The 20,387-nt window shown below is 42.7% G+C and carries 19 protein-coding genes; 5 read left to right on the top strand and 14 right to left on the bottom strand.

The features are described 5' to 3' along the window. Positions 1-65: 65 nt before the first annotated feature. Together NMM13_RS01345 and NMM13_RS01350 are read right to left on the bottom strand one after the other, a co-directional pair. Positions 66-521: a SprT family protein gene (locus tag NMM13_RS01345; protein WP_254727085.1), complete on the bottom strand. Its 456-nt coding sequence runs from the start codon at positions 519-521 to the stop codon at positions 66-68. Next, a complete protein-coding gene (locus tag NMM13_RS01350) occupies positions 508-2,634 on the bottom strand; it encodes a Tex family protein (protein WP_254727089.1) in 2,127 nt (708 codons plus the stop codon). Before NMM13_RS01350 ends, NMM13_RS01345 begins: the two co-directional genes overlap by 14 nt. A gap of 178 nt (positions 2,635-2,812) precedes the next feature. Between NMM13_RS01350 and NMM13_RS01355 the strand changes: the two genes are divergently transcribed. From NMM13_RS01355 to zwf, 4 genes are all read left to right on the top strand, one after another. Further along, the gene (locus NMM13_RS01355; protein WP_254727092.1) at positions 2,813-2,962 is read left to right on the top strand and encodes an SPJ_0845 family protein; all 150 of its coding nucleotides are present in this window, start codon (positions 2,813-2,815) and stop codon (positions 2,960-2,962) included. After that, the gene (locus NMM13_RS01360) at positions 2,962-3,867 is read left to right on the top strand and encodes a permease (protein WP_014713646.1); all 906 of its coding nucleotides are present in this window, start codon (positions 2,962-2,964) and stop codon (positions 3,865-3,867) included. The genes NMM13_RS01355 and NMM13_RS01360 overlap by 1 nt, the downstream gene beginning before the upstream one ends. Next, positions 3,864-4,679 (top strand): TIGR03943 family protein, encoded by an 816-nt coding sequence (locus tag NMM13_RS01365; protein WP_254727096.1) that lies wholly within the window; start codon positions 3,864-3,866, stop codon positions 4,677-4,679. The genes NMM13_RS01360 and NMM13_RS01365 overlap by 4 nt, the downstream gene beginning before the upstream one ends. A 204-nt stretch (positions 4,680-4,883) precedes the next feature. Continuing rightward, positions 4,884-6,350, top strand: coding sequence for a glucose-6-phosphate dehydrogenase (gene zwf, locus NMM13_RS01370; protein WP_195623458.1), 1,467 nt, complete (start codon positions 4,884-4,886; stop codon positions 6,348-6,350). A gap of 91 nt (positions 6,351-6,441) precedes the next feature. Here zwf and ftsY read toward each other — a convergent pair whose 3' ends face one another. Genes ftsY through rnc form a run of 5 tightly spaced genes read right to left on the bottom strand, consistent with a single transcriptional unit; the run spans position 6,442 to position 13,865 of the window. Then, positions 6,442-8,022, bottom strand: coding sequence for a signal recognition particle-docking protein FtsY (gene ftsY / locus NMM13_RS01375; protein WP_254727099.1), 1,581 nt, complete (start codon positions 8,020-8,022; stop codon positions 6,442-6,444). Then, complete coding sequence (locus NMM13_RS01380; RefSeq protein WP_254727102.1) at positions 8,023-8,844, bottom strand: Cof-type HAD-IIB family hydrolase; 822 nt, start codon at positions 8,842-8,844, stop codon at positions 8,023-8,025. It lies immediately after the preceding gene. After that, a complete protein-coding gene (locus tag NMM13_RS01385; protein ID WP_254727105.1) occupies positions 8,841-9,647 on the bottom strand; it encodes a Cof-type HAD-IIB family hydrolase in 807 nt (268 codons plus the stop codon). The genes NMM13_RS01380 and NMM13_RS01385 overlap by 4 nt, the downstream gene beginning before the upstream one ends. Next, positions 9,637-13,173 (bottom strand): chromosome segregation protein SMC, encoded by a 3,537-nt coding sequence (gene smc / locus NMM13_RS01390; RefSeq protein ID WP_254727108.1) that lies wholly within the window; start codon positions 13,171-13,173, stop codon positions 9,637-9,639. Before smc ends, NMM13_RS01385 begins: the two co-directional genes overlap by 11 nt. After that, positions 13,164-13,865, bottom strand: coding sequence for a ribonuclease III (gene rnc, locus NMM13_RS01395; protein ID WP_254727111.1), 702 nt, complete (start codon positions 13,863-13,865; stop codon positions 13,164-13,166). The genes smc and rnc overlap by 10 nt, the downstream gene beginning before the upstream one ends. Positions 13,866-14,198: 333 nt before the next feature. Here rnc and NMM13_RS01400 point away from each other — a divergent pair, with 333 nt between their 5' ends. Next, positions 14,199-14,660: a hypothetical protein gene (locus NMM13_RS01400; RefSeq protein WP_254727114.1), complete on the top strand. Its 462-nt coding sequence runs from the start codon at positions 14,199-14,201 to the stop codon at positions 14,658-14,660. 263 nt (positions 14,661-14,923) lie between these two features. Here the strand turns inward: NMM13_RS01400 and NMM13_RS01405 are convergent, their stop codons facing one another. From NMM13_RS01405 to yycF, 7 genes are all read right to left on the bottom strand, one after another. Beyond that, positions 14,924-15,310 carry a YbaN family protein gene (locus NMM13_RS01405; RefSeq protein ID WP_045759697.1) on the bottom strand — a complete coding sequence of 129 codons (387 nt, stop codon included), beginning with the start codon at positions 15,308-15,310 and terminating at the stop codon, positions 14,924-14,926. Positions 15,311-15,342: 32 nt separating this feature from the next. Next, the gene (locus NMM13_RS01410) at positions 15,343-15,888 is read right to left on the bottom strand and encodes a hypothetical protein (protein ID WP_254727118.1); all 546 of its coding nucleotides are present in this window, start codon (positions 15,886-15,888) and stop codon (positions 15,343-15,345) included. 95 nt (positions 15,889-15,983) lie between these two features. Next, positions 15,984-16,643: a DUF443 family protein gene (locus tag NMM13_RS01415; RefSeq protein ID WP_254727121.1), complete on the bottom strand. Its 660-nt coding sequence runs from the start codon at positions 16,641-16,643 to the stop codon at positions 15,984-15,986. A gap of 149 nt (positions 16,644-16,792) precedes the next feature. Beyond that, positions 16,793-17,320, bottom strand: a complete 528-nt coding sequence (locus NMM13_RS01420) for a hypothetical protein (RefSeq protein ID WP_254727124.1) — start codon at positions 17,318-17,320, stop codon at positions 16,793-16,795. Positions 17,321-17,461: 141 nt separating this feature from the next. Further along, entirely contained in the window at positions 17,462-18,271 is an 810-nt protein-coding gene (locus tag NMM13_RS01425; RefSeq protein WP_003015609.1) for an MBL fold metallo-hydrolase, read from the bottom strand. Positions 18,272-18,278: 7 nt separating this feature from the next. Beyond that, on the bottom strand, positions 18,279-19,631 hold the full coding sequence (gene vicK / locus NMM13_RS01430; RefSeq protein WP_129299090.1) for a cell wall metabolism sensor histidine kinase VicK: 1,353 nt from the start codon (positions 19,629-19,631) through the stop codon (positions 18,279-18,281). Then, the gene (yycF, locus tag NMM13_RS01435; RefSeq protein WP_049483721.1) at positions 19,624-20,325 is read right to left on the bottom strand and encodes a response regulator YycF; all 702 of its coding nucleotides are present in this window, start codon (positions 20,323-20,325) and stop codon (positions 19,624-19,626) included. Before yycF ends, vicK begins: the two co-directional genes overlap by 8 nt. Positions 20,326-20,387: the final 62 nt, after the last annotated feature.

Below are 20,387 nucleotides of genomic sequence, written 5' to 3' on the forward strand. Positions count from 1 at the left end.
CTCTTTCTAGTTAGACCTATTTTAGCAGAGTCGAACTGGAAAGAGATCCGCCTAAAGACTGATTCTTACACTTGTCTCATTTCAAGAAATTGCAGGCAGCTGTGACAGCGACCGCAGGCATATTTCTTCAGATCGATTTTTCGCTTTCGTCTATACTCTTGGCCACAATGGGGACATTGATAGAGATAGATCCGCTTGACTCGCCCAGTTCTATCTGGTAGAGGAGGTGTGAAACGAAGACCGTCCACTTGCTGGAGAAGTTGCTTAAAGTCTAGATCTTTGTGGCGATACCCTTTACCTTGATCGTAAAGATGGTAATGGCAGAGCTCGTGGCGGACGATTTTGCGAAAGACCTCTAACCCGAAAACTTGGTATATTTTAGGGTTGAAATCAAGGTGTCGATCCTTGGGAAAGAAACGACCTCCAGTAGTTTGAAGACGTGAATTCCACTCTGCTCGATGACGGAATTCTCTCCCAAAATCTTCTAGGGATACTTGGCGTACATACTCAGTCAGATTCATTCGGAGCTACCAAACTGAGATTGACTTTTTCGCGTTCCACATCAATCTTCTTCACCCAGACGGTAACCAAATCACCTACTGAGACGACCTGGCTTGGATGCTTGATAAACTGCTTGCTCATATGGGAGATATGAATCAAGCCATCTTCGTGAATGCCAATATCGACAAAGGCTCCAAAGTCAACCACATTGCGCACAACCCCTTCTAATTTTTGGCCAATATGCAGGTCTTTAATATCCAAGACATCCTGACGGAGCACGGGTGCATCAAAGGAATCCCGCAAATCGCGACCCGGTTTTAGGAGATCAGCAATGATATCTTTCAGAGTTTCTGGTCCCAGATCCAGCTGAGTAGACATCTCCTTTATGTTCACAGCTTTTAATTTTTCCTGAGCGGATGCATCGAGTTCGGTAATTTCAAGAAGTTGAAAGAGTTTTTCAACTTCCTTGTAACTTTCAGGGTGGACACCGGTATTGTCCAAGATGTTATTACTTTCAGGGATGCGTAAGAATCCAGCAGCCTGCTCGAAAGCCTTGGCGCCGAGGCGAGGCACTTTTTTAATCTGCGCTCGTGAGAGGATCATCCCTTCTTCTTCCCGGTACTTCACAATATTTTCAGAGATAGTCTTATTGAGTCCTGCTACATGCGCTAATAGAGAGGGACTAGCCGTATTGATATTGACCCCAACTTGGTTTACGACAGTATCTACCACGAAATCCAAGCTTTCTGTCAGTTTTTTCTGATTGACATCATGCTGGTATTGACCCACACCGATAGATTTGGCATCGATTTTCACCAATTCTGCTAGCGGATCTTGCAAGCGACGGGCAATGGAGATGGCCGAGCGTTTTTCAACGGTTAGCTCTGGGAACTCATGACGGGCCAACTCACTAGCTGAATAGACAGATGCTCCGCTTTCATTGACAATAACATAGCGATCTCCTGGATGGTCATGAAGTACCTCTGCGACAAAGGCCTCACTTTCACGGCTGGCGGTCCCATTTCCAATCGCAATAATTTCTACGCCGAACTCCTTGATCAAGGAGGACAGATCCTTTTTAGCCTGCTCGATCTGAGCTGGTTTTGCAGGAGCAACTGGATAGATGACCTGGGTAGCAAGCATTTTGCCTGTCTCATCAACAACGGCTAGTTTAGCACCGGTCCGAAAGGCTGGGTCAAATCCAAGGACCACGCGCCCTTTTAATGGAGGAATGAGCAATAGATTCCGTAGATTTTCAGAGAACAATTGAATGGCCCCGTCTTCTGCCACCTCCGTCAACTCTGTCCGAATCCGACGTTCAATCGCAGGTACGATTTTTTTCTTAACCGCTTGTTGAATAACCTCATCGACATAGGTATTTCTAGTTTTAAAACGAGCCTCAAAAATACGAATGATCCGATCCAAATGGTGCTCAAATCCGACTTTGAGAACGCCCAATTTTTCCCCACGATTGAGAGCTAGAGTCCGGTAGCCTTGCATATTCTTGATCTTCTCAGAAAAATCATAGTAGATTTCAAAGGTTCTCTTAGGATCTAAGCTTTCATCCTTCAAGGTTGACGTCATGAGGGAATGCCCATGAATTTCTTGATAGGTGAGGGCCCGTAATTGGGGATCCTCTGAAATAGCTTCTACCAGAATATCCACTGCACCAGCTAAAGCCGCAGTTTCAGTTGGGAAGGCCTCACAGGTGAATTTCTGAGCCTCTGCTTCCAAGTTTGGACTATTTTGCAAAATGAGACGTGCCAAAGGAAAAAGTCCTGCTTCTCGAGCAATCGTCGCCTTGGTCCGCCGTTTTTCCTTATAAGGGAGATAAAGCTCTTCGACATCCGCTAATTTTTCAGCAGCTTCAATAGCCTGCTTGAGCGCCTCTGTCAGTTTACCTTGTTCCTCAATCTTAGCAAGGACGGTTTCCTTTCGTTCAGCCAGAGCCGTTAACGATTTGTCCCGGTCAATAATGGCCTTGATCGCTACTTCGTCTAAATTTCCCGTCATATCTTTTCGATAGCGGGCAATGAAAGGAATAGTTGAGCCTTCTGCGGTCAGACTCAATACAGTATCGATTTGTTTTAAGCTAACACCCAATTCTTGGGCTATTTTTTCATATTTATCCATAGCTTCTATTATAGCATATTTTGCTGCCACCAAGGGGTGAGATCGCCAGTTCTGGTCTCTGTTTCAGGGATTTTTCATAGAATAATTTTGACCCTATGGATCTTTTCTTTTATGCTCCATTTCCCCCTTGCTCTTTCCTTTTTGTTATAATGAAAGAAAATAAAAAGGAGGCCCAACAATGGCTATTAAATTCTCAAAAACAGATGATCTTGATAAAATGTTTGAAAACTTTGCAAGTTTCCCAGATGTAGAAAAAACAGTCGAATTCCCCGAAGAAAAAAAGAAGGAAGAAACTGCTACAACTAAAGAAGCAAAGAAGGCTAAGTAATGACATTCTTTCAACACCTTCCCTCTAGCGTCTTGCAGGCTGGGGCTATTTTTCTCTCGATTATTATCGAAGCCCTACCGTTTGTCCTAATCGGAAGTATCATTTCAGGGATTATTGAGGTCTATATCACCCCAGAGAGGGTCTACCGCTTTCTTCCCAAGAATAAATTTGGGCGGATCTTCTTTGGGACCTTTATCGGCTTTATCTTTCCTTCCTGTGAATGTGGAATTGTTCCCATTATCAATCGCTTTCTAGAAAAGAAAGTCCCAAGTTATACTGCTGTTCCCTTTCTGGTGACAGCACCTGTCATCAATCCCATCGTTCTCTTTGCGACCTACTCAGCCTTTGGGAATTCTGTCAAGATGGCCCTCTACCGAGCCCTTGGTTCCCTACTGGTCGCAACGGTACTTGGAATCTTTCTTGGTTTTATTCAGACAGATTCGATCCAAAAAGAACATCGTAAGGCTGTACATGAACATGATTTTAGGGACTTGAGCAAAGGTCAAAAGCTCTTCCAAGTCTTGGTACAAGCCATTGATGAATTCTTTGATACAGGACGTTACCTGGTATTTGGTTGCCTCTTTGCCAGCCTCGTCCAAGTCTATGTCCCAACACGGATCCTCACTTCGATCAGCGCGACACCGGTTATTGCTATTCTCCTTCTCATGGTCTTGTCCTTCCTCCTCTCACTTTGTAGCGAGGCGGACGCCTTTGTTGGATCCTCTCTTCTGACGAGTTTTGGAGTAGCGCCGGTTCTTGCCTTTCTGGTGATTGGGCCTATGCTTGATGTCAAAAATCTCCTCATGATGAAAAATTATCTCAAGACCCGTTTCATCTGGCAATTTATCGGAATTGTGAGTGGAGTTGTGCTCCTTTATGCTTGGTTTGTGGGGGTAGTGCTATGATTCGTTTCTTGATATTAGCTGGCTATTTTGAGCTCACCATGTACCTGCAATTGTCTGGTAAGCTCAATCAATACATCAACTTACACTATTCTTACTTGGCTTATATTTCCATGTTCTTGTCCTTTGTTTTAGCTCTTGTGCAGCTGATCATCTGGGTCAAGCAGATGAAGATCCACAGTCATCTCTCTGGCTTCTGGGCAAAAGTGGCGAGTATCTTCTTGCTCTGTATTCCTTTGTTTGTCGGGCTATTTTTCCCTACAGTGACACTGGATTCCCAAACAGTCTCTGCAAAAGGCTACCACTTCCCGGTTGCAGCCGGTTCTTCCAAGGAAATCCAGCAGGACGAAGGGACAACAACCCAGTATCTCAAACCAGATACTAGTAGCTATTTTACCAAGTCAGCCTATGAGTCAGAAATGAAGCAGGCTGCAAAGAAATATGTTGATAAAAAAGTAATTCAGGTGACCACTGAGAATTACATGGAAGTCATAGAAGTTATTTATGATTATCCTGACCAATTTGCAGGAAAGACGATCGAGCTGACCGGTTTTGTATACAATGACCCCAATAACAAGGACAGCCAATTTCTCTTTCGCTTTGGGATCATCCACTGTATCGCAGATTCCGGCGTCTACGGTCTCTTAACGACAGGTGCTCCGCAGCATTTCGAAAACAATACCTGGATCCATGCGAAAGGAACCTTGTCCATTGAATACCACAAGCAGCTCAAGCAAAGCTTGCCTGTCCTCCACATTAGCGATTGCCAGACCATTACAAAACCGGATAATCCTTATGTCTACCGCGTATTCTGATGGATTCACCAAGTTTCTTCGGTGGTCGATCCAAACATTTTATAACAGCTCAAGCTAGAATCCACATTGGTTCTAGCTTTTTCTATGCTTTCCTCTCAAATCCTCTAATCCAAGCGGAAAATATTCGGAACAACGATTCCATCAAAGAAATCTTGTGGATTTTATGGTAAAATATGGTTAATAAAATAGGAAATAGGTACTTAAATGTCTTCAAAAGTTATTGTAACCATTTTCGGGGCCAGTGGAGATTTAGCCAAGCGCAAACTCTATCCATCCCTTTTTAGACTCTATAAATCAGGAAATCTATCTGAACACTTTGCGGTTATCGGAACAGCCCGCAGACCATGGAGCAAGGAATACTTTGAATCAGTCGTGGTAGAATCCATCACAGACCTGGCAGATAGCCCTCAACAAGCCCAAGAATTCGCCAGTCATTTCTACTACCAAAGTCATGATGTTAATGATACCGAACATTACATCGCCCTGCGCGAATTGCAAAATAGCTTGGATGAAAAATACCAAACGGAACACAACAAGGTCTTCTTCTTGTCCATGGCTCCTCAATTTTTTGGAACCATTGCTAAACACCTCAAATCAGAAGGCATTGTGGATGGACAAGGCTTTGAGCGCTTGATCGTTGAAAAACCTTTCGGTACAGACCTAGAAACGGCTAGTCAGCTCAACAAAGAATTGGAAGAAACCTTTGATGAAGAACAAATCTTCCGAATCGACCATTACCTTGGAAAAGAAATGATCCAAAATATCTTTGCCATTCGTTTTGGAAATCTTATTTTTGATAATCTTTGGAACCGAGATTTTATTGACAATATCCAAATTACTTTTGCTGAACGCTTAGGAGTTGAAGAACGCGGTGGCTACTATGATCACTCGGGAGCCCTTCGAGATATGGTGCAAAACCATACCCTTCAGCTTTTGTCTTTGCTTGCTATGGATAAACCAGCTACCTTCACCAAGGATGCGATTCGGGCAGAAAAAGTTAAAGTTTTTGAGCAATTGCACAATCCAACAGATGACGAATTGAAGAAATTCTTTATCCGTGGTCAATACCATTCAGGTACGATCGAAGGGAAAAAAGATATCTCTTATCGCAGTGAGCCCAATGTCGACCCTGAGTCTACTACAGAGACCTATGCTTCTGGTGCGTTCTTTGTTGATAGCGATCGCTTCCGCGGTGTGCCTTTCTTCTTCCGTACCGGAAAACGCTTGACACAAAAAGGAACCATGGTCAATGTGGTTTTCAAGCAAACCGACTCCATCTTTGGACATAGCTTGCAACCAAATATCTTGACCATTTATATCCAACCAAACGAAGGTTTCTCATTGAGCATCAACGGAAAAGAGGTCGGAGAAAAATTCAGTATCGCACCGATTTCCTTTGATTACGAAACAGATGCGACCGCAACTGGGGCTTCACCAGAGCCTTATGAAAAATTAATTTTCGACGTTTTGAACAATGACTCAACCAATTACAGCCACTGGCACGAAGTCCGTGCTTCATGGCAATTGATTGACCGGATTGAAAAACTATGGGCCGAAAATGGAGCACCGCTCTATGAATACAAGTCTGGATCCATGGGACCAACTGCATCCGATGATCTCCTTGCAGAATACGGAGCCGAATGGGTTTGGAAACCTGAACCTAAGAATTAAGGAAAGCCACCTTCGGGTGGTTTTTTTGATAGCGCAAGGAAACAAAAAGACAAATTGTCTTTTAAACAATTTGTCTTTTTCTATTTGACTCTTAAATCAAGCCTTCCAAGAGGCCTCTCATGAAGTTTTCTGAGTGGAATGGTCCGATGTCATCAATCTTTTCTCCGAATCCAATCAACTTCACTGGGATATCCAACTCTTCTCGAATCGCAAGGACGACCCCACCTCGAGCCGTTCCATCGATCTTGGTCAATACAATTCCTGTCACAGGTGTAATTTTTGAAAATTCTTTAGCTTGCACCAAGGCATTTTGACCGGTTGATGCATCGAGGGCCAGCAAGGTTTCATGCGGTGCATCGGGTACAACACGTTTGATAATCCGGCCGATTTTTTCAAGCTCCGCCATGAGGTTGTCCTTGTTTTGCAGACGACCAGCTGTATCAATCATCAGAACATCAATGTTTTCAGCGATCGCGCGTTCCATTCCATCAAATACGACGCTGGCAGGATCTGATTTTTCAGGACCTGTCACAACAGGAACATCTACGCGGCGTCCCCATTCTGCCAGTTGAGCTACTGCTCCTGCACGGAAAGTATCTGCTGCAACCAGCATGACTTTCTTGCCTTCTTGTTTGTAGCGGTGGGCTAACTTCCCGATAGATGTTGTTTTACCAACTCCATTGACCCCAACAAAGAGCATGACCGTAAGACCATCTTGAAAACGAATGGCTTCATTAAATTGGCCATCCTTTTCATACAAGTCCACCAATTTTTCGATGATCACGCGCTTGAGAGCATCTGGTTTTTTGGCATTTTCCAAACGGGCTTCATAACGCAGCTCTTCGGTTAAATTAGAGGCCACTTGAACCCCAACGTCACTCATGATCAAGAGTTCTTCCAATTCTTCAAAGAATTCTTCATCAACTGAACGGAAATTGGCAAAGAAGGCATTGAGGCGTGCTCCAAATCCAGTCCGTGTCTTTTTCAAGCTACGATCATATTTTTCCTGGATGGTTTCTTGCTGAGGTGCGACCTCATCTTGAATTGGCCCCTCTGCCTCTTCAACAGTTCTTTCCTCCATAGCTGATGCAGCTTGTCCTTCAGGAAAGCTAGACTCGGCTTCCGCTACTTCTGAAGTTTCCTCTACTTCAGCGATCGCTTCTGATGCTTCCGGTTCTGGAATATTCTCTTCTGTCGTGCTCACTTCTACTGGCTCAGCGTCCGGTGATGGTGACTCTTCTTCCAGTTTTATAACATCAATCTCATCTGCTTCTTTAAGAGGCTCAGTTTCCGTTTCATCAGCTACAGGTGAAACTTCTTCAGAACTTGTTTCTGTTTGAGCGGATTCAAAGACAACCGGAGACTCCTCTCCTGCTGCTTGGTCTTCATGAGTCTCTGAAGTCACATTTTCTTCAACAAGAGGTTCCACTGATGACTCTTCTTGAGTGACGGTTGAAACAGGTTGATGTGTGGCTGCAATCCGCGCTTTAAGCTCTTGGTAGTAAGCCTCCATATCAGCGATTTTTTGCTCTTCCTTGTCATTTGAGACAGCCGTCGTCGGCTCCTCTTTGACAACTTCTTCAATCTCATTACTTTCCGTCACTTCTTCAGTAGACGGAAGCACTTTTTCAGTTTCTTCTTTTTTTCCAAATAAACGATCAAATAATCCCATTTATTCACTCTCCTTTAGCACATAATTTTCAATTGCCCATGCGACAGCATCTTGGTCATTGGTCACGGGTGCAACAAGCGCTGCCACCTCTTTTACTGCCGGGATCGCATTGCCCATAGCAACCCCTAGTCCAGCCCACTGAATCATAGACAGGTCATTGGCCTCATCTCCACAAGCCATGACTTGATCAGATGTAAGACCCAAAATAGCTGCCAATGCCTCTAAACCTGTTGCCTTGTGAACATTTTTGGGGCACCATTCCAGCAACATTTCCCGAGATTTAAAAATTTCATAGTCTTGAAATAAGTCCGGCCTGATCTGCTTGATCGCTGCATCTAAAAAGTCTTGATCAACGGCTGTCACACACTTGTTGTAGGAAATCTTGGATGGCAGGTCTTTAAAATCTGTCTCAACAAAGTTTAGATAGGGATTGTAATGGGAATAGAGGGACTTCCGTTCCGAATAAATCTCATAAACCGTTCCCTCACTGATCGCATCCAGCGGAAGTCCGAGACGGGCTGTTTCATCATGAATGGTTGCGACATCTTCTGGTGCCAAGACAACTTTCGAGAGGATTTCTCCATTATTTCGCTGCACCAAACCACCGTTGAAGGTAATTGTATACTCTTCTTTGAGGCCTGCTGTTCCCAATTCTTCTAAAAGAAAATCCATGGCTTTCAAGGGGCGACCAGTGGTTAGAACCACCTTGACACCTTGGGCCTGTGCAGCAGCGAGAGCTGCTCTATTGCGAGGGGAGATCTTTTTTTCAGAATTGAGAAGGGTCCCATCTAAATCCAGCGCAATCAAGGAAATCTGACTCATACGATTTCCTCCATGTAGCGCAAGACAGAACCCGTCGCATGGTGGCCGATGACTGTTTCAGCAATCGCTAAGATTTCAGGACGTGCATTTTCTGGCGCTACAGGATGGCCCACGACTTGCATCATATGGAGGTCATTTAGGTTATCCCCAAAAGCCATCACCTGATCCATCGAGATCCCTAGTTTATCCGCTAAGGCGGTAATCGCCACTCCTTTATCGACATAATCGAGGACAATATCAATCGATTCAAAACCTGTCGTCATTGCTTTGACGCCTGGGATATTCTCAGTGACCCATTGCTCTCCTTCAAGAACAAGAGCTGCATCAAAGTTGGTGGTCAATTTGAAAATTTCATCCTGAATATCTGCTAGGCTTTTCACTTTTTGAATGTTTTCATTGTAGTGCTGACTCAAGGCCAGATAGTCGGGATCTACTGTTTCTAATACATAGCTCCCTTTTTTCCCAGTCAAAAGAAGCTTATTCGGGTCTGCATAAGGTGAGGATTTCAAAGCCTCAAAAACACCCAAATAAAAGTCTTTGGACATGGTCGCTTCGTAGAGATCGTCTCCATGAAATTCTACCACACTACCATTTTCAGCAATGAAAATCATCTGGTCCTCAAATCCTTTAAAGAGAGATTTGAGAGAAAGGAGGGCACGGCCACTTGCAGCAGCAAAATAGATGCCTTTTTCTTTGCAACTTGCTAATACCTTGCGTAAAAGGTCTTGATCGTACTGATGTTGGTCATTTAGAAAGGTTCCATCCATATCCGTAGCGATCAATTTAATATCATTATTCTTCATTTTCTAAGTCTTTCAATTTTACTGAGACGATTTTAGAAACCCCAGATTCCTGCATGGTCACCCCATAGATGGAATCTGCAGCCGACATAGTTCCCTTCCGGTGCGTCACGACAATAAATTGGCTTTCCTTATCAAAGCGGTTCAGATAATCCCCAAAGCGCTTAACATTGGCCTCATCTAGGGCAGCCTCTACCTCATCCAGAATGACAAATGGAATGGTCTTGACACGAATAATCGAGAACAAGAGGGCCAAGGCAGACAAGGCCTTTTCTCCACCACTCATGAGGTTTAAGGATTGGATCTTTTTACCAGGTGGCTGCACAGAAATCTCAACACCAGCTGTCAGAAGATCTGGCTCTGTCAGAATCAAATCAGCAGAACCCCCACCAAACATTTGACGGAAAGTGACTTTAAAGGATTCACGAATAGCTTCAAAAGTCGATTTAAAGCGTTCCTTGACTTCGTCATTCATGTCGTTAATGGTAGACAGAAGCATGTTTTTCGCAGCCAAGACATCCTCACGCTGGTTTGAAAGGAAATCAAAGCGCCCCTTCACCTCATCGTACTGCTCGATCGCATCCACATTGACCGGACCAAGTGCCTTAATATCTTTTTCGATGCTCTTGAGCTGGTTTTCAGCTGCCGCAAGATTTTCAACAGGTTTGGCCTGCTCTTTGGCTTGGTCAAAGCTTTGCATAAATTCATCGGTAATTTGCGTTAAAAGCTTGTTCAAGCGATCCGCATGCTTTTCACGTGTCGCTTCAGCTTTAGCTTGTTGACGAATCCACTCTTCGTTTTTCTTGCGAGCTTGCTCCATCTGTTCTGCCACATCTTCGGCCTGGCCTTCCAAATCATCCAGCTCAAAGCGTTTCCGAATGACTCCTTGTTCCAGTTCCGTTTTCTTGGCTTGGGCCTGCGTCAATTGGTTGGCTAGCTGCTCCACATCAACTATCTGAACTTGGGCCTCGCCTTGTTCAATCAATAATTGCAACTGATGCTCTTCTACTTCCAACTGAGAGATCGTTTCTTCTAAGCGACGAACATCTGTTTGCTCGTAGCTTTGTTGGCTCAACCATTCCGTCTGTTGAAGTCGCAATTCTGCCAATTGCTCTTGCAGGTTTTGTACCTTTTGTTGCAGAACATCTTTATCGGACTTCATGGTTTCAATGTCGCGATTCAGATTTTCTTTTTGAAGCTCAATTTTTGCTAATTGCTCAGTAAGGGATTCCAGCTCTTCTTGGAGAGACTGGGTCGCATCTGTTGCCAATTCTGACTTCAAAGCTTCTAAGAGTTCCTGAATTTCTTTCAGCTGCTCTTGGCTTTGTTGGTAGGCCAATTGGGCCCGCTGTTGCTCTAGACGCGCTTGCTCACCTTGGCTTTGAATAGAGGCCAGGTATTCTTGCGCCTGCTTGAGCAGATTGTCCTTGGTCTCGACCTCCTGCTCTGCTTCTCTCAAACGAGCATCCAGAGCTTGCATTTCCTGCTTCAAACTATCCAATTCTGGTTTGACAAAAACCGTATTTTGGGAGCGATTGGCACCACCGGCATACGATCCTCCGGTCCGCAATTCGGTCCCATCCAAGGTCACCATCCGAACTTGATAATTGACTTTACGAGCCGCCTCACGCGCATGCTCTGTCGTGTCAAAGATGGCCGTTACTCCAAGCAAGTTTTGGAAAATCTGTTCAAACCGATGCTCATAGGTCACTAAGTCACTCGCGATTCCAAGAAATCCTGCACTGGCTTGAATCAATTCCAGATTCCGAGGGGATAGTTGACGGGCTTTGATGGTCGTTAGCGGAAGGAAAGTTGCCCGTCCCAAGCGATTGCGTTTCAAGAAATCGATAGCTCGCGTTGCAGCCTTTTCATCCTCGACAATGATCTGTTGGCTGCTAGCTCCCAGAGCAATTTCAAGCGCTGTCTGGTAGTCTTTTGAGAAACTCAAATTCTCACTAACAGCCCCACAGATGCCTCCTAACCGTTCTGCTTCTTGCAAAACGCTCTTGACGCCTGCGTAGAAGTTACTATGGTTCTTCTGAATGGCTTCCAAGCTATTGATCCGCGCCCGCTTGTTCTTGCTCTCATCCATCAAGTCAAACATGGCCGCTTGAGCCTCTTGGTAGGCAGCTTTGGCCTGCTCCACTTTTACCAATTGCTCTTGGTATTCTACTAGTAAACCTTTGACCGTCGCTTGTGCCTGATCCAACTCTTCCAATTGTCGGACTTCTTTTTCCTTGGCAGTTTCAAAGTTTGTTTGTGCCTTGGTCAAATCCTCTTGACGATGGCTTGATTCTTGCAGGAGTGCTTGGATCCGGCTCTCAATGGCTGTCCGCTCATTTGATTTTTCAGCCTCAGTCTGTAAGAGCGCGACATACTGCTCGCGTAGATGCTCAATGACTTGTTCCGGATCTTCTTCGTAGTTGGCTAATTCTTTTTCCAACTCTTCTTGTTGCTGACGGTTCTCTGTCAGCCTTTGTTGAAGCACAGCTAGCGTCTCTTGTTTTTGAGCCAGCTCATTTTTCGCTTCTTCCAGACGGGCCAAAACAGCATCCAGGCGCTCAAGATTTTCCCTGCGACTATGGGCTGCTTGAGTCGATTGCAACTTAGCTACTTCGATTTGCTTTTCCAAATCACTGATCAAACGAGTGACCTCAAGCAAGCTGGCCTGGTCCTCAGCTAAGCTTTCATCCAACTGATGGCGGGCCTTCTTGATGCGTACATTCTCTTCTTCTAAGACCTGACGACGTTGGTAATAAGAAGCCAACTGTTCTTGAATGGCCTTTTCTTCTTGATCAGCCTTTTCATAAAGGTTCTTTGTCAAATCAACTTGAGCAACTAAAACATCCAGCAAGAGAACCTGCCGTTCTTGGTCTAATTCCAAGAAACGGCGAGCGACAGTCGCTTGCTTTTCAAGAGGTTGGATTTGTCCTTCTAATTCATAGAGGATATCCTCCAGACGGTCCAAATTCTCCTGGGTTTGGTTGAGTTTGGTCTCGGTTTCCTTGCGCCGCGTCTTAAATTTCAAGACACCTGCAGCTTCTTCAAAGATTGCCCGGCGTTCTTCCGGTTTGGAGTTAAAGATCTCCTCTACCCGACCTTGGGAGATAATGGAGAAAGAATCCCGTCCCAATCCCGTATCCATGAACAAATCATGAACATCTCTGAGACGTACTTTCTTGCCATCGATCTTGTACTCGCTGTCTCCTGAACGATAAATATGCCGTTCGACACGAATTTCTTTCCCTGCCTGCTGGATAAAACCATCTTGGTTATCTAAGACAACTGTGACACAGGCATAATTCAGCGGTTTACGCGATTCTGTCCCTGCAAAGATGACATCGGGCATCTTGCCCCCACGTAGACTCTTGACACTGGATTCCCCCAGGGCCCAGCGCAAGCTCTCTGTGATATTTGATTTTCCAGATCCATTAGGCCCTACAACAGCAGTGACTCCTTTGTCAAACACGACTTTTGTCTTATCCGCAAAGGATTTAAAGCCTTGGATTTCAATCTCTTTTAGATACATGGCCCATCATTCCTCGTTTCAACTGCATTGCGGGCTGCTTCCTGCTCCGCTAACTTCTTGGAACGACCATGACCATGTCCCATCGTTTGACCGTTCACGAACACTTCTACTTCAAACTCTTTGGCATGAGCAGGACCGGACTCGCTAACCACTTGGTATTGGATCTCCACATCTCCGTGAACCTGTAACAGTTCTTGCAGGCGGGTCTTGTAGTCAATGACTTGAGAAAATTGACCCGTTTCAACCTTTGGAATCATGACCTGATAGATGAAGCGTTTGACTGCTTCCACTCCTTGATCCAGTAAAAGAGCACCTAAAAAGGCTTCAAATAAGTCACCAAGAATCGTATCACGGTCCCGGCCACCAGATTTTTCTTCGCCCTTGCCCAGTTTGATGAAATCGTCAAATTGGCAATCTCGAGAAAAGCCAGCCAGACTCTCTTCACGGACAATCATAGAACGGAATTTGGACAAATCTCCCTCCGGTCTGTTTGGGTGTTCCTTATACAAATATTCGGAAATAACTAATTGAAGAACAGCGTCTCCTAAAAATTCCAAACGTTCGTTATGTGAAATTTTTAAGAGGCGGTGCTCATTGGCATAAGAGGTGTGCGTAAAAGCTGTATCTAATAAACTGCTATCTGAAAAAACGATCTGAAACCGTTCCGATAACAGGGCTTGTAATTTCTCCATAGGAAGCCTACTTTCTAATAAATTCATACTCTTAAGTATACCAAAATTTTAAAACGATTACCATTAGATATCCATTAGATACAGTTGATTGCTTTTACTATATTTTAGGTGTGTTTGGATATCGATCCAATAAGTTGAATATCACGTTTTGTAAGTTTGCTCCATGAATTTTAAGTTTCTTTAACTGGCGCATTTCTATATCTTACCAACATAATGCCCACTTCTTATAGTGAATTTTATTTCTTTACCTCGTTATTATTTCATTCCCCTTCGTTATTTGATATAATTAAAACAAAAAAGTTTGGGATTGAAATAATAATAAGGAGTATTACTATGAAAATAGGAGTTAGAAAACCCAGTCTTTCAAAGAGTTTAAAAGCTCGGACAACATCGAAATTAAAGAGACAGGTTAAACGAGCAATCATTCCAACATACGGCCAAAAAGGGACAGGCCTTATTAAAGATCCTAAACGTACAATATACAATAAGGTATATAACAAAACTACTGTGGATGCTTTCAGCAGTGTTAAAAAAGGAAATATAAATCACCAACGAACAAATCGTGATCTTTATACTTATAGAGGGGCAAAGGTATATCCAGCTTCTTCTTGGTATTTTCCTGTAGGATTATCTGCATTTTGTAGCCTTTTATACTTTACCATCAACCCTGTTATCGCTTGTATTTTTTTGATTATCACACTCATTCTCTTTGTTAAGAAAATAAAAAATAATCCTTTCAAGACGCAAAAGGATATAAAAGAAATGTTAGAAAAGATAACTGAGTTAGAACAATGATATAATAGATACATATCACAATAAGAGATATTTAATAAAAGATGGATCAACTCTTAAATATACTTTAATCATATTTAAGAGTTGATCCTTTTATAGAAAACTAAAAATCCTAAAGTAGATCGCTTATTAAAATTTCTCGAAGCGTAGTCAAAAACGTAGTCAGCACACGAAAACCCTTGTGTATCAAGGGTTTTTACTTTTATACCAAAAAAGAAGCACGAACGCACTTCTTTTCCTAGTTCTAGGGCCTGAATTCTCCAATTTTAATCAGGATTTTCTTCTGTTGGATTTTCAGGCTTATTAGGGATCACTTTTAAGAGATAATAGGTGATAAAAATCGTCAAAGCACCTAGAGCAAGCTTCACCCAAATAATCGGGGCCAGATAGATCGATATCCCCATCAGAATGTAGATCTGAAGAAGAATCCATTTCTTCCGTTCTTTGGCAATCGATTTGGTCTCTCGGTAATCCGCTACATAGGTTTGATAAAGCTTGGTTTGGTAGAGCCAAGTTTCAAAGCGTTTTGAACTTTTAGCAAAGCAGGCCATCGATAGCAATAAAAAGGGAGTCGTCGGTAAAATCGGTAAAGGAATCCCAATAATTCCTAATCCCAAAGACACAAAACCAATCGTAAGATAAACAAGGCGCATTTACTTCTCCTTTGTATGGTTCATTTTTGTAATCACTCTACAGCGTTCACATCTGACATTTGAAGCTTCATCTTAGATGGATCTGACATTCCATCTACAATTCCCAATTGTTCCTCATTCAGTGGCAACAATATCAAAGTTGCTGAATGAGATGGTAATTCTCCACTATCCTTGATAAAATAACTAACTTTTTGATTGTCAAGAATAGATTTTCCATCATAAGACCAAGAAATTGAAAAATTCAAATCTTTCTTGATATCCACATCTGTCTTATTGACCAACATGAGCGCTGCTCTTCCTTCAGAAATAGCTCCCGTGAAGTAGAGCGCCATATTACCTTCACTTCCGAGTTCAGGATGTTCCTTGACCAATTTTTTTCCTAACTCAATTAGCTCAGATGTTTTACCTTCATACTGAGGTGCTACTACAAATTTCAAACCCTTTTCTTCTTTAGAAGACTCTGATACTTTTGTTTCCTTCGTCGTTTGATTGGAAGTTGACTCTTTCGTATCTTGCTTAGACTGACTACAAGCTGTTAAAGCAACCAAACTAGCCAGTAATAACATCATTTTTTTCATTTCTATTTTTCCTTTCCTATGACTAATAGTCATCTCTCTGCCATTCAGATTACTGCTTTATTGTTCTATCTGAATTTTTTATATGCACTTCTATATTATTTCATTTTAGCTTTGAAAGTTGACTCAGCTGAGAAATAGATTGTATTTCCAGACAATAAAAAATTAAGTGCAAAAACAAATAAACCTAAATGAACTACAAAGTTCGGAGCAAAATTAGTTATTACCGCATAACAAACCACACCAACAATGATAAGAGAAATCGTTGGCATTAGAAGCGATAAAAAAATAAATTTTAATGTTGTTGGGACACAATATACTTTGATAAGATGATCATCATTCTCTAGCATGGACACAATTTTTCTTCTGCTCATCCACACGCGAATTCCCATCACAATACCAAAAACGAATAACGTCAATCCAATATTGAGTAAATGAGAGTTGAAGTACAGATAATCTTCAATCGGAAACGCTCTCGATAAAAGCAATGCCACAAACGCAGCTCCAGAAGCTGAAATTCCTTTGTTATGTGTTAAACCATTCCTTTGCTTGTCGTTTCTAGATGTTGTTAATGTGTTAAATTCATCCTCAGTTAACCGAATAGCCCAATGGGATGTAAAATACAAAAACCACGGGAAAAAGTATGAGATTATAAAAGGACGATCCACGTCTACTAAATAATGCTCATTATCTACATTTAGAATGCGATAGCGAAAATTTTTTTTTGCTAAATGTTCTATGTTTGCTTTTTTAAGCATAAACACCCTTTCTTTTCATATCAATTAATCAAGGAGATTTTTAAATGATGAACCACCCAAAATTTCTTGACCCATATTATCTACCATTAAATCGCTTATCAAAGATGCAATACTCTCATTCTATTGCAGTAAAACATATTTCGATGGAATTATTGTCCAGTTGATCCTGTTTGACGCTTCAATAGTTTAAGAATCTTTCTGGTCTTAATTTCCTGACGAAAATGTATCACACAAGCAAAAGCAAGAAGGTAGATCATCAGACACAAAAAATCAGTTTCTCTAATATAAGTAACCAAGAAAAAAATCCCTAAAAAAGCAAAAAGAATCTTCATAATAAAAATTGCAAGCACCTTTGCTCTGAGTGTTTTGCGCTCTTTTTCCTTCAAAACAACCGTTTTCCAACCCGTTCTTGGATCTTTTTTTCTCGACCTCGCTGTCATCAGCATTCCGAAAACTATCAGAGTTCCAATCATTGCAATACTGATATTAATCGTATATGATAACGTCCCAAAGGCTGAATTTAAAACACTTGCAATTCCTTTTAAAAGAAAGACTGTAAGTGGAGCAGTAACCATTATCCAATTGGAAGTATTTTTTTGATCATTATATTGAAATACTTCGTTTTCTTCATCAAAATAAATCCATTTCGAATCCAAATAACCGATATATGTTTTCAAAATTAACATTTCTCCGTCAATTTATTCTTGAGATAAAGTACTCCTATCATACACGAATTTTGGGTAAAGAGCAAATTCATTACTAGATGTAGATTTCCTCAAATAGGCATATAAAAAACCACCCGCAGGTGGTTTTCCATCTTATATCTTCGTCAAAGGGGTTGCGGTATCTGGCGAGGTATCTAGCACCTCAAAATCATGGCCGACAGCTAGATCTGCTCGAGCCAGTTGATTCTCCATCGTCATATGGGCCAATTCTTTGATATTGTTCTCTTTTGACAAATGTCCCAGATAAATCTTCTTGGTGCGATTTCCCAAGGTTCGGATCATGGCATCCGCACCATCTTCGTTAGAAAGGTGGCCTAGGTCTGACAAGATCCGCTGCTTCAAGCGCCACGCATAAGAACCTGCTCGAAGGATCTCTACATCATGGTTGGACTCAATCAGATAGCCATCCGCATCCGCGACGATTCCTGCCAAGCGATCACTCACATAGCCCGTATCCGTCAGCATGACGAAGCTCTTGCCATCCTTCATAAAGCGATAGAATTGAGGGGCAGCAGCATCGTGACTGACCCCAAAACTTTCGATATCAATATCGCCAAATGTCTTGGTCTTCCCCATTTCAAAAATGTGCTTTTGAGCATCATCGACCTTGCCTAGATACTTGGTGCCTTCCATGGCCTTCCAAGTTGCTTCATTAGCATATAGATCCATGCCATATTTCCGCGCTAAAACACCCACACCATGAATATGGTCTGAGTGTTCGTGCGTAATCAAAATGGCATCTAAGTCCTCTGGTTTGCGATCAATTTCAGCCAATAGTCCCGTAATCTTTTTCCCTGATAGCCCTGCATCAATAAGCAGTTTTTTCTTTGGCGTCTCAAGGTAGAAAGAATTCCCACTAGAACCTGAAGCTAAAATACTATACTTAAATCCCTTTTCTGTCATTGACTCCTTATTCTTCCTCTTCTGTATCCCAGTCGTCTTTAATCGCATCTTTGTCGTACGGCAAGACAATGGTAAAGGTAGATCCCTTACCATATTCACTCTTGGCCCAAATAAAGCCTTTGTGTTGCTTAATGATCTCCTTAGCAATGGCTAAGCCCAGACCAGTCCCACCTTGGGCCCGGCTACGCGCCTTATCCACTCGGTAAAAGCGATCAAAAATGCGTGGCAAGTCTTTCTTGGGAATTCCCAAGCCCTCATCTGAGATAGAGATAATCAACTGGGCATCTGTTGTTTTCATCCCTACCTTGATTTTCCCACCATCGGGTGAGTATTTGATGGCATTGTTCAAGATATTGTCGATTACCTGGGTCATTTTATCCGTATCAATTTCAACCCAAATCGGGGTGATTGGATATTCACGGATCAGTTCGTACTTTTTGGTATCTTCTTGCGATTGACTCTTGATCTTATCAAACCGGTTTAAAATAAAGGTAATAAAGGCTGTAAAGTTGGTCAACTCGATGTCCAACTGACTAGTTTCATTATCGATTCGTGACAAGCTCAAAAGATCTGTGACCATGCGCATCATGCGGTTGGTTTCATTCAGTGAAACCTTGACAAAATCTGGTGCCACCGGCTCTGACAAAGCGCCATCATCTAGGGCTTCCAGATAGGATTTCACACTGGTCAAAGGTGTTCGCAGTTCATGACTTACATTGGAGACAAAGAGGCGACGTTCCCGTTCTTCCTTGTCCTGCTCTGTCGTATCGTGCAAGACAGCTACCAGACCAGAGATAAAACCTGATTCGCGACGAATCAAGGCAAAGCGCACACGAAGGCTTAAGTACTCCCCATTTTCATCCTGGGAATCGATGGTTAACTCTGGTACTTCAGTAATCAAGCTTCGCAAATCATAGTCGTCTCCAAGCGAAAGCAAATCAAGAATACTGGTATTGAGAACCTCGTCCGGATTGACGTTCAATTGCTTGGCCGCCATTTCATTGACCATGATGATCTGACCCCGTCTATTGGTCGCAAGCACTCCATCTGTCATATAGGCTAGAATACTAGTCAGCCGCTTGGTTTCCTGCTCTAGGTTTTCATGCGTCAGACGAATGACCTCAGATAGATCATTGATACTGTTGGTCATATCGGTCAGCTCTGGGCTTCCTTGCATGTCGACCACTTCGGAATAGTCCCCAGCAATCAGATCCTTAATTTTAGCGTTTAGTTGTCGGAGCTTGATATTGTCCCTACGGTTTTCTAGGAGAAGCAAGGCAACCACAATGATAAACCCAACCGTAATCAGAACAAAGACAAAGTTCGACGACATGACAAATTGTTTTATTAGATCAATCATTGTTTCTCATATAATATCCGACACCACGGCGGGTCAAGATATATTCTGGACGTCCCGGTGTGTCCTCGATTTTTTCACGCAAACGACGAACCGTCACATCCACCGTCCGAACATCACCAAAGTAATCATAGCCCCACACCGTCTCAAGAAGGTGCTCACGGGTCATGACTTGACCGACATGGGTCGCAAGGTGATAGAGCAATTCAAACTCACGATGGGTCAAGTCCAATTCTTTATTGGCCTTTTGAACCAAGAAAGCGTCTGGAAGGATGTGAAGATCACCAATTACAATTTCCGTATCGGCCTCATTTTCAAGCTGAGGATCCGCCGCAAACTCCGAACGACGCAACAAGGCCTTCACACGTGCTTGCAATTCCCGATTAGAGAAGGGTTTGGTCACATAGTCATCCGCACCAATTTCAAGACCGATCACCTTATCAAATTCCGTATCTTTGGCAGAAAGGACAATGATGGGCACATTGCTGGTCTTGCGAATGGTACGCGCCACTTCCAGACCATCAATCTCTGGCAACATCAAATCTAGAATAATAATATCCGGATTCTCAGCCGCAAAGACTTCCAAAGCTTCTCGGCCATCAAAGGCTGTCAAGACTTCATAGCCCTCTTTTGCCATGTTAAATTTGATAATATCTGAAATTGGTTTTTCATCATCAACTACTAATATTTTTTTCATCTTACATACCTGTTTCTAATGCTTCTTTTCCTAATCAATCTCTATCTTCTTATTATATCAAA

The sequence above is a fragment of the Streptococcus sp. CF8_St5-11 genome (assembly GCF_024295625.1).
Lineage (GTDB): Bacteria > Bacillota > Bacilli > Lactobacillales > Streptococcaceae > Streptococcus.